At 63.2% G+C, this 12628-nt stretch carries 13 protein-coding genes; 4 read left to right on the plus strand and 9 right to left on the minus strand.

The features are described 5' to 3' along the window. Positions 1-112: 112 nt before the first annotated feature. The 6 genes from RYZ20_RS00005 to RYZ20_RS00030 form a co-directional block, all read right to left on the minus strand. A complete protein-coding gene (locus RYZ20_RS00005; protein WP_317669826.1) occupies positions 113-820 on the minus strand; it encodes an alpha/beta fold hydrolase in 708 nt (235 codons plus the stop codon). A 103-nt stretch (positions 821-923) separates the two neighbouring features. Further along, the gene (locus RYZ20_RS00010) at positions 924-1661 is read right to left on the minus strand and encodes an alpha/beta hydrolase (protein ID WP_317669827.1); all 738 of its coding nucleotides are present in this window, start codon (positions 1659-1661) and stop codon (positions 924-926) included. A 55-nt stretch (positions 1662-1716) separates the two neighbouring features. After that, positions 1717-3060: a sensor histidine kinase gene (locus tag RYZ20_RS00015; protein ID WP_317669828.1), complete on the minus strand. Its 1344-nt coding sequence runs from the start codon at positions 3058-3060 to the stop codon at positions 1717-1719. Continuing rightward, a complete protein-coding gene (locus RYZ20_RS00020) occupies positions 3057-3722 on the minus strand; it encodes a response regulator transcription factor (protein ID WP_317669829.1) in 666 nt (221 codons plus the stop codon). Before RYZ20_RS00020 ends, RYZ20_RS00015 begins: the two co-directional genes overlap by 4 nt. After that, positions 3722-4063 carry a PepSY domain-containing protein gene (locus RYZ20_RS00025; RefSeq protein WP_317669830.1) on the minus strand — a complete coding sequence of 114 codons (342 nt, stop codon included), beginning with the start codon at positions 4061-4063 and terminating at the stop codon, positions 3722-3724. Before RYZ20_RS00025 ends, RYZ20_RS00020 begins: the two co-directional genes overlap by 1 nt. 46 nt (positions 4064-4109) lie before the next feature. Beyond that, positions 4110-5477 carry an aminotransferase gene (locus RYZ20_RS00030; RefSeq protein ID WP_317669831.1) on the minus strand — a complete coding sequence of 456 codons (1368 nt, stop codon included), beginning with the start codon at positions 5475-5477 and terminating at the stop codon, positions 4110-4112. 149 nt (positions 5478-5626) lie between these two features. On the opposite strand from RYZ20_RS00030, the gene RYZ20_RS00035 reads away from it, so the two are divergent. Next, positions 5627-6589 carry a DMT family transporter gene (locus RYZ20_RS00035; protein ID WP_317669832.1) on the plus strand — a complete coding sequence of 321 codons (963 nt, stop codon included), beginning with the start codon at positions 5627-5629 and terminating at the stop codon, positions 6587-6589. On the opposite strand, the gene RYZ20_RS00040 is transcribed toward RYZ20_RS00035, so the two are convergent. Further along, complete coding sequence (locus tag RYZ20_RS00040) at positions 6495-7166, minus strand: thiamine diphosphokinase (RefSeq protein WP_317669833.1); 672 nt, start codon at positions 7164-7166, stop codon at positions 6495-6497. The two genes, RYZ20_RS00035 and RYZ20_RS00040, sit on opposite strands and share 95 nt — an antisense overlap. Positions 7167-7279: 113 nt before the next feature. Between RYZ20_RS00040 and RYZ20_RS00045 the strand changes: the two genes are divergently transcribed. Further along, complete coding sequence (locus RYZ20_RS00045; protein WP_317669834.1) at positions 7280-9550, plus strand: hypothetical protein; 2271 nt, start codon at positions 7280-7282, stop codon at positions 9548-9550. Between the two features lie 426 nt (positions 9551-9976). Then, positions 9977-10261: a hypothetical protein gene (locus tag RYZ20_RS00050; protein ID WP_317669835.1), complete on the plus strand. Its 285-nt coding sequence runs from the start codon at positions 9977-9979 to the stop codon at positions 10259-10261. Between the two features lie 164 nt (positions 10262-10425). Here RYZ20_RS00050 and RYZ20_RS00055 read toward each other — a convergent pair whose 3' ends face one another. Both RYZ20_RS00055 and RYZ20_RS00060 read right to left on the minus strand, forming a co-directional pair. After that, entirely contained in the window at positions 10426-10665 is a 240-nt protein-coding gene (locus RYZ20_RS00055) for a DUF2842 domain-containing protein (protein ID WP_317669836.1), read from the minus strand. Beyond that, positions 10665-11960: an adenylosuccinate synthase gene (locus tag RYZ20_RS00060; RefSeq protein WP_317669837.1), complete on the minus strand. Its 1296-nt coding sequence runs from the start codon at positions 11958-11960 to the stop codon at positions 10665-10667. Before RYZ20_RS00060 ends, RYZ20_RS00055 begins: the two co-directional genes overlap by 1 nt. Before the next feature lie 205 nt (positions 11961-12165). Between RYZ20_RS00060 and secG the strand changes: the two genes are divergently transcribed. Further along, positions 12166-12516 (plus strand): preprotein translocase subunit SecG, encoded by a 351-nt coding sequence (secG, locus tag RYZ20_RS00065; protein WP_317669838.1) that lies wholly within the window; start codon positions 12166-12168, stop codon positions 12514-12516. Positions 12517-12628: the final 112 nt, after the last annotated feature.

A 12628-nucleotide genomic window follows, 5' to 3' on the forward strand; every position in this document is an offset into this window, starting at 1 on the left:
CGCGAGGGGGCAAACTCCGAGCCGCGCGAATATGTCGTCGAAAAAGCCTTCGTCGGTGACGGCGTTTAAGATCGCCGACCCAAAACAAAAGCCGCCCCGAAGGGCGGCTTTTTCATTTCAGCAGGAACGGCGCTTCCAGCCAGTCGCGCAATGCCATTGTGACCTTTTCGGGCTGCTCCAGCGGGCTAAGGTGGCCTGCGCCAAGGATCAGCCGATAGTCGGCATGTGGCATCAACTCGGCCAGAAACTCGTGGCGGCGTGGGGGGCAAATCCGGTCGAACTCGCCCGCGATCAGGCTGGCGCGCATCTTGGTGTTACGCAGCGCGCGCTGCTGGTCGGGGCGGCGCATCAGCGCGCGGGATTGTTCGACAAAGACATCGGGGCCAAGCTCTTGCGCCATCTGGAGCATCATCGCGCGTGCCTCGTCCCCATCGGGAGCGAAATTCTCGGCCGGGATTTCTTCGAGCATCGCCTCGTCCATCCGGCCCGCGCGCACCTTGACGATGCGCTGCTCGCGCAGCCCCGCCATTTGCGGCGTTTCGGGCAGGGGGGAGACGTCGATCAGCGCAATCTGGCTGATCCGTTCAGGCGCGCGGCGTAGAATTTCCATCGCGACCAGACCGCCCAGCCAATGCCCGATCACGGCAAATTTCGGCGGCGCGGTTTCCAGAACGGCGGCGGCCATGTCCTCGATCGAGGTGCCGGAAAGCCGCGCGACCTGAACCGTATGGCTGGCTGAAAATTCCAGAATCTGGTGCCAGAAAAGCCGCGCATCACACATGAAACCCGGCAAAAAGACCAACGGGTCTTTGCTCGTCATCGCTCGTATACCCCACTCGGGCGCTTTGCTGCGCTCTTGCCGACAGTCTGCCCGAGCCGCGCGCGGGTGCAAGCGGTTTTATCGAGGCCGCGCCGAAACCCGCCTAGGCGCTGACCTCTGCGATAGCGGCTTCGACCAGCGTCAGGCACTCGGGCGTGGAAAAGCTGTGATCGGCCCCTTTGACCAGCGTCAGGCGCATATCCGGCCCGTCCGCATGGGCCAGAAGGCGGGTGGCGGTATCAAGACTGACCGAAGTGTCTGCGGTGCCTTGCAAGAAACGCGTCGGGAACGGCAGCGGCAGGGGCGAGCGCATCACCAGACGGTTGCGGCCTTCGTTCACAAGGCGGCGGGTGACGCGGTAAGGCTCGCCATAATCCGAAGGCAGGTCGATATGGCCGACCTCTTCCATCTCGCGTTTCTGCTCGGGAGTGAAGCCCGCCCAGAAGCTGTCTTCGGTGAAGTCGGGAGCGGCGGCGATTGTGACAAGGCCGGCGAGTTTTTCGGGGTGTTCGCGCGCCAGTAGCAGTGAAATCCAGCCGCCCATCGACGAGCCGACGATGACCTGCGGCCCTTCGGTCAGGGCAAGGATGATGTCGCGCGCGTCTTCATACCAATCGCCGATGGCACCGTCTTCGAAGGTGCCATCCGACTGGCCGTGGCCCGAATAGTCAAAGCGCAGGAAGGCGCGGCCGTAATGTTTGGCCCAGTCTTCAAGGGCCAGCGCCTTGGTGCCGTCCATGTCGGATTTATACCCGCCGCAGAACACAACCCCCGGACCCGTGCCTTCGGTTTTGTGATAGGCGATGCGGCGGTTTTCGGATGTGGTGAAATACTCGGTCATTGGGCCTCCGTTTTGCGCGAGACTAGCTATCGCGCGGGCGAGGGGCAACCAGTTGTCAGGCGGCAGGCAGGTCGATCCTGATGCGCAGGCCGGGGGCGGCATCCGAGAGCGTCAGCGCGCCGCCCATCGCCTCGATGATTTCATGCGCGATGGTTAGCCCCAGCCCGTGACCGCGCAGATCGGCCCGCGCACCGCGTTCGATCAGCGCGGCAATATCGGCGGCGGGGATGCCCGGTCCATCGTCGGCAAGGGTCAGGGCCACGCGCCCGCCCGAGCGTGTTGCGCTGAATGATATGCAGGTCTTGGCGTGGCGCGCAGCGTTTTCGGTCAGGGCACCAAGGGCTTCGGTCAGATCGGCGGGGTCCGTGGCGGCCATCAGCCCCGCCGGAATATCAACCTGCCAGTCCAGCGCCTCGCCTTGCGGGGTGCGTTCCAGCACGCGGCGGATCTGGCTGACGATCTGCGCCAGATCGGTGCGGCCTTTGCCTTTGGTGCTGGCGATGCGCGCGCGGGTGAGTTCACGCTCGACATGGCGCTGCATGGTGGCGGTGATGTCCTCGATTGCATGGGCTGCCTCGGGCTGGTCTGCGTCGCGCAGGCGGCCCGCCTCTCCGATCAGGGCTTGCAGCGGGGTTTTCAGCCCATGCGCCAGATCGCCTGCACGGTTGCGCGCGCGGGTAAGCTCGGCCTCGCGCTCGGCCAGAAGCGTGTCGATTTCCTCGCCAAGCGGGCGCAGTTCGGCGGGGATGTCGGCGCCAAGCCGCGTGCTGCGCCCGTCGCGCAAGGCCGAAATCCTCTGCCCCAGATCGGCAAGGGGACGCAGCCCGAAAGAGACCTGCATCCAGCCCGCGACGATCAGCACCAGCGCCAGCGCCGCCAGATAGGGGGCGATGTCGCGCATGAATGCTGCCCGCGCCTGTGCGAGGTCGCCCGCATCCATCGCAACGGAAACGCGCAGAGGTGCGGGGCTGATGCTGGCGGGCAGGGTGACGGTGCGCTCGACCGCCAGAAGCGGCGCGCCGTCGGGGCCGGTGATGGTATGGAGGTGCTCGACCCCGTCATCCAGATGGTCGCGCGGCAGGATCAGCACCTCGTCCCATAACGAGCGCGAGCGCAGGGCAGGGCCATCAGGGCTGTTGATCTGCCAGTAGCGCCCGCCGAAGGGCAGGTTGAAGCGCGGATCGGTGGGGGCCGAACTGGTGACAAGCGTGTCAGAGGCGGCAGGCCGGTCGATCCCCGCGATCAGGTTATCAAGCTGGACAGACAGCTCGGCGGCAGCAAGGCGTTCGACATGGGCGCCAAACAGCATCGCCAGCGCGCCCGCCGCAAGCGCAAGGGCGGTGACAACGGCAGCCGCCCCCGCAAGAACAAGGCGCAGGCGCAGGCTAAGGCGGCTCATTCTTGCGCGCCTTCAAGATAATAGCCGAAACCGCGCCGTGTGCCGATGATGCCCGGGCCAAGTTTGCGCCGCAGGCGCGCGACGACGGCCTCAAGGGCATTGGCCTCGCGCGCGTCCTCGTCACCGTAAAGATGCTCAAGCAGTTCGGTGGGCGGCACGGGGCGGTCGCGATGCAGCGCCAGATAGGCCAGCAGGCGGTATTCCAGCGCGGTCACGGTGACAGGGGCATCATGGATCGCGACGCTCATCCGCGTGGTATCCAGCGCCAGCCCGCCCACGCGTTCAACCGGCCCCGCCCGCCCTGCCGAGCGGCGCACAAGCGCGCGCGCACGGGCGACGAGTTCCTCCATCCGGAAGGGTTTGGGCAGATAATCATCCGCGCCCGCGTCGATCCCCTCGACCCGCTCGGTCCAGGCACCGCGCGCGGTCAGCACCAGCACGGGCATCGTGCGCTCGTTCTCGCGCCAGCGTTTGAGCACGGTCAGCCCGTCAAGCTTCGGCAGCCCCAGATCCAGCACGATCAGGTCGAAATCCTCGGTATCGCCCAGAAACCAGGCGTCCTCGCCATCGGTGCAAAACTCGGTCAGGAAGCCCGCCGCCCCGAGCGCGCGCCCGACATCGGCGCTGATACGCGGGTCGTCCTCGACGATGAGCGCGCGCATCAGTCGTCTTCCCTTTCGGAGGGGCGGTCCCAGCCTTCGGTTTCGATGACCTCTCCCGTGGCAGCGTCAAGCAAGACCTCGATCCGGTATCCGTCGGGAGTCAGGAGTTTAAACTCATAGACATAGTCCCCGTCTTCGCGTTCGAATTCGACCTCGATCACCTGCCCGCCGAACTCGCGTTCGACCTGCGGCAAAAGCTGCACCAAGGGCAGGGCGACGGCGGCCTCGCGCGCGTGGCGGGCGTCGTCGTGATCGCTGCGCTTGTCGTCATCGGCCAGCGCGGCAAGGGCGCTGGCGAAAATCAGAACGCAGGCAGAGGCAATGGCGAGAAAACGGTTCATGGTGTCTGATAGCGTCTCCTTGCTGACAATGTCCTGACAGGCCGGTTCAGGCAACCTGCGCAAAGACGGTTTTCAGCGCGCTTTCAAGTTTCTCGAACATCTCGTCCATCTGCGGTTCTGTCAGGATGAAGGGCGGGCACAGCACGATGGATTGCCCAAGCGGTCGACAGATCAGCCCCGCGTCGGTGCAGGCATTGGCGATGCGCTCCGAGACCGAGAGCGAGCCGTCAAAGGGCTGCTTTGTCGCCTTGTCCCTGACCGCCTCAAGCGCCCACATAAAGCCCACGCCGCGCAATTCCCCGATGTTCGGGTTCTTGGCGATTTCGGCCAGCCCCGCCTCAAGGCGCGGGGCAAGGCGTTTGACGTTTTCGGCCAGTCCCTCGTTCATCACCACGTCGATGGCCTTCAGCGCAATCGCGCAGCCGACGGGGTGGCCGGATGCGGTGAAGCCGTGCGGGAATTCCTCGATCGCGTCGATGGCCGATTGCACGCGGGTTGTCAGCTCTGGCCCCAGGATCACCGCGCCCATCGGGAAGAAGCCTGCGGTCAGGTTTTTCGACGAGATAATCGCGTCGGGCATGAAGTCGTAGGTCTGGCAGCCCCATGTATTGCCGGTGCGCCCGAAGCCGCAGATCACCTCGTCGGCAATCAGCGGGATGTCGTATTTCTTCAGGATCGGGGCGATGGCCTGAAAATAGCCCTTCGAGGGCGGGATCACGCCGCCCGCGCCCATCACGGGCTCGGCAAAGAAGCCCGCGATCGTATCGGCGCCTTCCTTGATGATTGTCGCCTCCAGCTCGGCCGCAAGGCGGGCGGTGAATTGTTCTTCGGTCTCTCCCGCCTCGCCATAGCGCCAGTAATGCGGGCAGCCCAGATGGATGAAGCCGGGCAAGGGCAGCCCGAAGACCGCGTTATAGGGCTTGCCCGTCATAGAGGCGGAAACAGCCGTCACCCCGTGATAGGCGTTCCAGCGGGTCAGGATCTTGCGCTTTTGCGGCTTGCCCTCGGCCCCGTGCAGGAACCACAGGATCTTGACCATCGTGTCATTCGCCTCGGAGCCGGAGTTGGTGTAGAACACCTTGCCGCTGTCGAAGGGCGAGACCTCGATCAGCTTTTCGCTTAGCATCACCGTCTGGTCCGACATTCGCCCGAAGAACGAGTGATAGCCCGGAAAACGCGCATATTGCGCCTGCGCCGCCTCGATCAGCCCCTTGTGGTCAAAGCCTGCCACCATGTTCCACAGCCCCGAGTTCGCGTCGAGATAGCGGTTGCCGTTGGTGTCGAAAATATACGGCCCCTCGCCATGCGTCACAACGACCGTGCCGCGCTCTTGCACCGAGGGCAGATCGGTAAAGCCGTAAAGCGAATATTTCTCGGCGCGGGCTTCCCAGCTATTGGAGATCGGATCGGTCATGGCTGGCTCCTTGGATGATGTGCTCATTGCAGGCTATCCGCAGGAAAGCCCGCGTCAATGGGGCAAACGGATGCGGGGTGCAGGAATACGTCAGGGTATGTGTCGTTTTCAGGATGGACGGGTTTTCGCCCGCAGGTTAGCCATCGCTTATGAACCAGACTGACCGCATTCTTCCCGGCATCGTTCTGATGCTTGCCTTCTGCGCGATTGCGCCCCTGATCGACGTCGCCTCGAAGCTGGCTGCACAAGAGGTGGCGGTCGGCACGGTGACCCTTGGGCGCTATGTGGTGCAGGGGCTTTTGATGGCGCCGATTGCGCTTTTGCTGGGGCATTCGCTGCGGATTCCGATGCAGGGGCGACTGCTGGCCCTTGGGGTCGGGCGCGCGGCGGTGTCGATCGGCGCAACCTTCTGCTTTGTGGCCGCCGTGCGGGTGATGCCGATTGCCGACGCGCTGGCCATCGCCTTTGTCGAGCCGTTCATCATCTTGCTGATCGGGCGGTTCGTCATGGCCGAAGAGGTCGGCGCGCGGCGCCTCGGGGCGGCGGTTGTGGGCTTTATCGGCGCGCTTTTCGTGATCCAGCCCTCGTTTGTCGAGTTCGGCGCGGTGGCGCTGTTCCCGCTTGGCACGGCGCTGTTCTTCGCGCTTTATATGCTGATTACGCGGGCGCTCGCGCGCGATGTGCACCCCGTTCCGATGCAGTTCCAGACCGCGTTACTGGCGGTGATCCTGTGCCTGCCGGTGCTCTGGGTTGGCGGAGCGCTTGGCGTCGATCAGGTCTATCTGGACCAGCCGCACGGGATTTTCTGGGTGTTTTGCGCAGCTGTTGGTCTGGCCTCGACGGTCAGCCATATGGCGATGAGCTTTGCGCTGAAACTTGCGCCCTCATCGACGCTGGCGCCGCTGCATTACTTCGAGATGGTGACGGCGACGCTGTTCGGCTATCTGTTCTTTGACGATTTCCCCAACCTTGCAACATGGTTTGGTGTCGCGATCATCGTCGCCTCGGGGCTGTATATCATCCACCGCGAGCGTCTGACCGCAAAAGCGCAGCGAGTGCCGGTTGCAGATGTCGTTTCGGGATCAGCACAAGCGCCGGTCCGTCCGGACTAAGCCGCACCGGCCCTGTCACCTCGTTCGAAGTGCCGATGCGCGCGTTTGGGGCGAACTCCAGCCCGTCCAGCGGCCAGCGCAGCCCCTCGGAACGCGCCTTCATCGGGCCAAACGGCATAATCGAAAACCGCTCGCCCAAGGGCAGGTCGATCTCCAGACGGGGTGGCGCGCGAAAGACGATGTCGGTCTCGCCAACCAGAATGATGCGCTTGTCGGGGTGGGCGGCGATCTCGGTCAAGGCGGCCAGTGTGTGATCCAGCCGCAGCCCCGTAAAGCCGACCCCAAGATAGAACCGCGCGCGCACCATCCGCAGGCATTTGCCAAAATCGGTGCTGTCCTGTTCTGCGATGCAGTGGATTTTGGGGCCAAGGGCCGTGCGCGCCTCGGGCGAAAGGCTGTCCATGTCGCCAATCACGGCTTGCGGATCAAGCCCCAATGACAGCGCCCGATCCCCGCCACCATCCGCGGCCACCAGAAGGGGCGCGATTGTCAACGCCTCGTCAACATCGGCCCGCGCCGATGTGCCGCCCCCCAAGAGCGTAACCCCGCTATCCGTGTTAACAATCCATTCAGTCATGGCGGATTGATGCCGATTATGGCAGCCAAACACAATCGGCCCGATGAAAATTCCTTATTATTGCCCTTTTTCGTTCACGGTTAAGAACCAGTTTACCGAAATATGCTGAAACCGTGAGTAGATTGAAAGAAAGCGGGTGTTCCATGGTCGGTGCGAATAACCAGATACTTACCGTTTCCTACGGCACGTTCTCGTGCACGCTGGAGGGCTTTGACCAGCCGTTCCAGACGATGCAGAAGATCGCCGAATATTTCCGCGATCTGGCGGCAGAGGATCGGTATTTCGGGGCAGAGCCGCCGACGCCGGATGCAGAGATGCTGCATCAGATCGCCGAGCGCGAGGTCAAGCGTCGGGTTGAGGCGCGGCTGGAGAATAACGGCCTTGTGCTGCGCGCCGCCGAGCCGGAGGCGCAGGTTGCCGCTCCGGTGGCTCCCCCTGTCATGCCGCCGCGCGCCGAGCCGATTGCCGAAACGCCAACCCCGCTTGGCCCTGAAACCGTGGCCGCCAAGTTGCAGCGCATCCGCGAGGCCGTGGCAACGGCCCGCGCTGCCAGTGCGCGCCAGACCGAGTATATCGAGGACCAGCACGCCGCGAATACCGCCTTTATGGCCGAGCAGGAGCCCGAACCCGAAACCGCCGGTTTCGGCTATGAGCTGGACATCTCCGGGCCGTTGACCGAGGCCGAGCTGGAAGACGCGACCCTTGAAGATGAGGGGGTCGAAGAGGCGCAACCCGACGAGGACGAGGAGGCCGAAGCCGTCGCCTCGGTGATGGCGGCACTCGAGGAAGAGGCCGTCGCCATACAAGCGCCGGAGGCCGAAGCCCCCGTCGCAGAAGAAGAAATCATCGAGCCCGTGACCGATGAGGCCGCGCAGGAAGACGACATCCCGACCGAATCCGAAGCCGGGGATTTCGCCGCGCGTGATGCCATTCGGGATGCCCGCCGTGCGCGCCGTCGCGCGGCCCGCCGCGCCGCTCTGGTCGATGCGGCCCGCATCGCGGCCGAGCCGGAAGAGCCGTTGATTCTGGAGGCTCCGGTGGACGAGGGCGCCGATGAGGCGCAGGTCTTTGCCGTTGCCGACGAAATGACGGATACGCCGGTCAGCGCACTCGACGCCGAACAGTCGTGGCTTCCGGAAGACGAGCCCGCCGCCGGGATGGATGACCTCTCTGCGGAGCCGGATCTTGCCGAGAGCGTGGAACCCGCTTTGCGTGCGCGAGTTATCAAGGTGCGCCGCGTCGCTCCGGCCTCCGAGGTGGCCGAGGAGCCGGCGCAGGACGATGACGCGATGATCGACGCGCTAAGCACCTCGCTCGAAGCGGACCTCGTGGCCGAGCCGGTCTCTGCTGGCGCGCTGTCTCCCGAAGACGAGGAAGACCTGCTGCGCGAACTGGCCGAGCTGGAAGGTCAGCCCGAAGCCGGTGCCGACGACCTGCGTGATCTGACAGGCGATGCGGTTGCGGAACTTGCGTTGGAGCTCGATGTTGCCGATGCCGAAGCGGTTGTCGAGGAGCCGGAGGTTGTAGAGGCCGATTACGCGCCTGTTGTCGGGGATGAACCTGTCCTTAATGAAACGGCAGACGACCTTGAAGAAACCTATGCCGATTTGCCGCTGCCCGAGACCGCAGTCGAGGAGATGGAAGAAGAGGTGTCCGCCGCCGAGCGCGAAGCGGAGGTGTCGCGTCTGATGCGCGAGGCGGATACGCGGGTTTCCGCGCCCGAGACGCGCCGCCGTGTGTCCGCGATCGCGCATCTGAAGGCCGCAGTTGCGGCTACGGTCGCCGACCGTCTGGCGCGCGGGCAGGACACGGCCAAAGGCGCAGGCGAAGAAGACAACACGCAGGTCTACCGCGAGGATCTGAGCGAAGCCGTGCGCCCGCGCCGCCCCGTGGCGGGGGCAGGCCGTTCCGCTGCGCGTCCCGATGCGCCTCCCGCCCCGCGCCCCGCGCCGCTGGTGCTGGTGTCCGAACAACGTGTTGATACACCTGCGGAAACGCCGCTCGCTCCGATCCGTCCGCGCCGCGTATCGGCTGCTCAGATCATGGCAGAAGAAACCGAAGACGCGATCGAAACGGCCCCCCTGAGTGCGGACGAAGCGACCAGTTTTGCCGAGTTTGCGGAAAGCCTGGGCACCGAAGGGCTGTCGGATCTGCTGGAGGCCGCCGCAGCCTATACCGCGCAAATCGAGGGGCGCCCGCATTTCTCGCCGCCGCAGATCATGCGCAAGCTGCAAAGCCTTGAGGACGGCGCCGATTTTACGCGCGAGGATCGCCTGCGCGTTTTCGGCAAGCTGTTGCGCCAGGGCAAAATCACCAAGGTCAAGCGCGGCCAGTATGCAATTACCGAGGCCTCGCGCTTCTACGATCAGGCCAAAAGCGCCTGATCTGAATGACCTAAAGAGAAACGGAGGGGGAATCCCCAGCCCCTGACGGTAAATGTTGAAGCTCCGCAGAAAACACTCTGCGGAGCTTTCGCTTTCGCAAGCATTCCAAGTGACCTATATCTTCAGGATAACGCGCCCCGATGTTCAAGGATGATTTCATGCCCAGTTTGAAGGAGTTTGTTGCAGCGCTTCAAGCCGGGTGATTTCCAGCATTGGCGGCATTCGTTGGCTGCTCAATCATTGTAGCGGGAGACTACTTCAATCTCCCCTACCTGGAGACAAGTCCTGACTTTCTTCTGACAATAGCCGTCGTGATCGGGGTTTTTTTCCTTCAGTATTCTTGTCGCCAATATCGCTTACCTCCCGATCACTATTTGGAAGGCTTTTCAACGATGCAAAAGCAGGAAAGAACTTCGGAAGAAGCTTGTGCGTGAGGTTGAGTCAGCACCAGACTCAGAAAAGGCAATTCTGGCTTATCTTGTAACATCTGGGCGCAAGGCGTTCGCGGCCGAATTCAACGATCAAAGGCTATCGCCCTTGGTGTCCAAAGGTTTTCTCGTGAAGCTCGGTGGAACCAATAGCGTATTGGCGTGGCCCTACATCGTTCGGCAAGAGGTTTGGGACTACCTCATTGAAAACCAAGATAGCTACCGCATAGAGTTTCCTGACGACGCCAAAGATCCATTCCATTGGGGAAACGCTGGCTGGTAAACCCGTCGAGGATATTTTCGAGGGGTTTACCAAATGGAGTTGTCGCAGTAACGCCGCATAGCCCTGAAAGCCAGAGCTTAGACAGGCGAGTTGGCCGGAAAATGGCCAACTTGAATGGCATTTCAACATTTATCGTCAGGGGCTGGGGGAAATCCCCTCCGTTTTTATTTCTCGTTCGGAGCGTCCGGGTCGGGCTTGCCGACGCCCAGAAACACGGGCCGCAAAGGCAGTGCCCAAAGCGCGCCCAAGACGATATAGACCAGAAGCTCGCCCCAGATCGGCAGGCGCCCAAAGCGCGTGTCGAACCAGTTGGTCAGGCTGACCGCCAGCACGATGTAGATCGGCAGCCAGACCACAAGCGCCAGTATCGACAGGCGCTTGCGCGTTTTATACCCCAGAGCCATCAGTCCACGAAGGGGTCTGTGACGAGGATCGTGTCCTCGCGCTCGGGGCTGGTCGACAAAAGTGCCACCGGGCATTCGATCAGTTCTTCGACGCGGCGGACGTATTTCACCGCATTCGCCGGCAGGTCGTTCCACGAACGCGCGCCTTCGGTCGATTCCGACCAGCCGGGCATCTCTTCGTAGATCGGTTTGCAGCGTGCCTGCTGATCGGCGGCGGTCGGCAGATAGTCGAGCTTTTCGCCGTCCAGATCGTAGCCGACGCAGATTTTCAGCGTTTCGAATCCATCCAGAACATCCAGCTTGGTCAGCGAAATGCCGGTCACACCCGAGGTTGCGCAGGTCTGGCGCACGAGGGCTGCATCGAACCAGCCGCAGCGACGCTTGCGCCCCGTCACGGTGCCAAACTCATGGCCGCGCTCGCCAAGGCGCTGGCCGTCGGCGTCGTCCAGCTCGGTCGGGAACGGGCCTTCGCCCACGCGGGTGGTGTAGGCTTTGACGATCCCCAGAACGTAGTTGATCGCACCCGGACCGATGCCGACGCCCGTCGCTGCCTGCCCTGCGATCACGTTGGACGAGGTCACGAAGGGGTAGGTGCCGAAGTCGATGTCCAGCAGCGCGCCTTGCGCCCCTTCGAACAGGATGCGTTTGCCTGCCTTGCGCTTTTCGTTCAGCACTTTCCAGACCGGAGCCGCGAAGGGCAGGATTTCCTTGCCGATTTCTTTAAGCTGCGCGATCAGCGCGTCGCGGTCCACCTCGGAGATACCAAGGCCGCGGCGCAGCGGGTTGTGGTGTTGCAGTGCGCGGTCAACGCGGGCAATCAGTGTCGCCTCGTCGGCCAGATCGGCCACGCGGACCGAACGGCGGCCGACTTTGTCTTCATAGGCCGGACCGATGCCGCGACCGGTGGTGCCGATCTTGGTGCCTTTGGAGGCCGCCTCTTCGCGCGCGCGGTCCAGCTCGCCGTGGATCGGCAGGATCAGCGGCGTGTTTTCTGCGATCATCAGCGTTTCGGGCGTGATTTCAACGCCTTGCTCGCGGATCGAGGCGATTTCCTTGATCAGGTGCCACGGGTCCAGAACGACGCCGTTGCCGATCACCGACAGCTTGCCGCCGCGCACCACGCCCGAAGGCAGCGCGTTCAGCTTGTAGACCTTGCCGTCAATGACAAGCGTGTGGCCTGCGTTATGGCCACCCTGGAAGCGCGCGATGACGTCGGCGCGTTCCGACAGCCAGTCAACGATCTTGCCTTTCCCCTCGTCACCCCATTGGGCGCCGACGACGACGACATTGGCCATAAGACTCTCCTTGGCTCTGTTCCGTGCGAAAAACCGCGCCACCTATAGCGAGTGATGGGGCAGGGGGAAAGCGCGTTTTCATGCTGATCGCGTGGTGTTTGTAGAAGAGTGCACGGGGCGTGCGCAGAAAAGGGGGAAATTCCCTTGCGCCGAGGGCTTCATCCGCCTAGATAGGCGCGTCGATTGAAAGAAGGCCCAACCGAACATGGAAAATGTCATCCTCTCGATCCACCTGATTCTGGCTCTGTTGCTGATCGGTGTGGTGTTGCTTCAGCGCTCTGAAGGGGGCGGTCTGGGTATGGGTGGCGGTTCGGGCGTGATGTCGGGACGTCAGGCGGCGAACGCGCTGTCGAAACTGACCTGGGGGCTTGCGATCGCGTTTCTGATCACCTCGGTGACGCTGACGGTTTTGGCCGCGCGCAAGGCAGGTGTCAGCTCGGTCATGGATCAGCTGGTCGAGCCGGCGCCAGCGGTTGAAACTCCGGTTGCGCCCGCGATTGACGTGACGCCTCCGCCGGCCGCTGATGCGCCGGTCACGCCGCCTGCTGCGAACTAAGCAATTTTTGGTGGTTTGGTCGCCCCACAACCAGTTGGGGATGGTGCGACTTTTTACCCAAGAGCTTGCGGTCCGGTTGCGGGCGGATCGCGAATCGTGTAAGCATTAAATC

The organism is Pseudothioclava alba, from assembly GCF_033100795.1.
Classification (GTDB): Bacteria; Pseudomonadota; Alphaproteobacteria; order Rhodobacterales; family Rhodobacteraceae; genus Pseudothioclava.

Bases quoted from the DNA above. Each gene is read 5' to 3' on its own strand.
- RYZ20_RS00005 (WP_317669826.1), bottom strand. From the start codon at position 820: ATGACGAGCAAAGACCCGTTGGTCTTTTTGCCGGGTTTCATGTGTGAT.
- RYZ20_RS00020 (WP_317669829.1), bottom strand. From the start codon at position 3,722: ATGCGCGCGCTCATCGTCGAGGACGACCCGCGTATCAGCGCCGATGTC.
- RYZ20_RS00060 (WP_317669837.1), bottom strand. From the start codon at position 11,960: ATGGCCAATGTCGTCGTCGTCGGCGCCCAATGGGGTGACGAGGGGAAA.
- RYZ20_RS00035 (WP_317669832.1), top strand. From the start codon at position 5,627: ATGAACCAGACTGACCGCATTCTTCCCGGCATCGTTCTGATGCTTGCC.
- RYZ20_RS00040 (WP_317669833.1), bottom strand. From the start codon at position 7,166: ATGACTGAATGGATTGTTAACACGGATAGCGGGGTTACGCTCTTGGGG.
- RYZ20_RS00015 (WP_317669828.1), bottom strand. From the start codon at position 3,060: ATGAGCCGCCTTAGCCTGCGCCTGCGCCTTGTTCTTGCGGGGGCGGCT.
- RYZ20_RS00010 (WP_317669827.1), bottom strand. From the start codon at position 1,661: ATGACCGAGTATTTCACCACATCCGAAAACCGCCGCATCGCCTATCAC.
- RYZ20_RS00025 (WP_317669830.1), bottom strand. From the start codon at position 4,063: ATGAACCGTTTTCTCGCCATTGCCTCTGCCTGCGTTCTGATTTTCGCC.
- secG (WP_317669838.1), top strand. From the start codon at position 12,166: ATGGAAAATGTCATCCTCTCGATCCACCTGATTCTGGCTCTGTTGCTG.
- RYZ20_RS00030 (WP_317669831.1), bottom strand. From the start codon at position 5,477: ATGACCGATCCGATCTCCAATAGCTGGGAAGCCCGCGCCGAGAAATAT.
- RYZ20_RS00055 (WP_317669836.1), bottom strand. From the start codon at position 10,665: ATGGCTCTGGGGTATAAAACGCGCAAGCGCCTGTCGATACTGGCGCTT.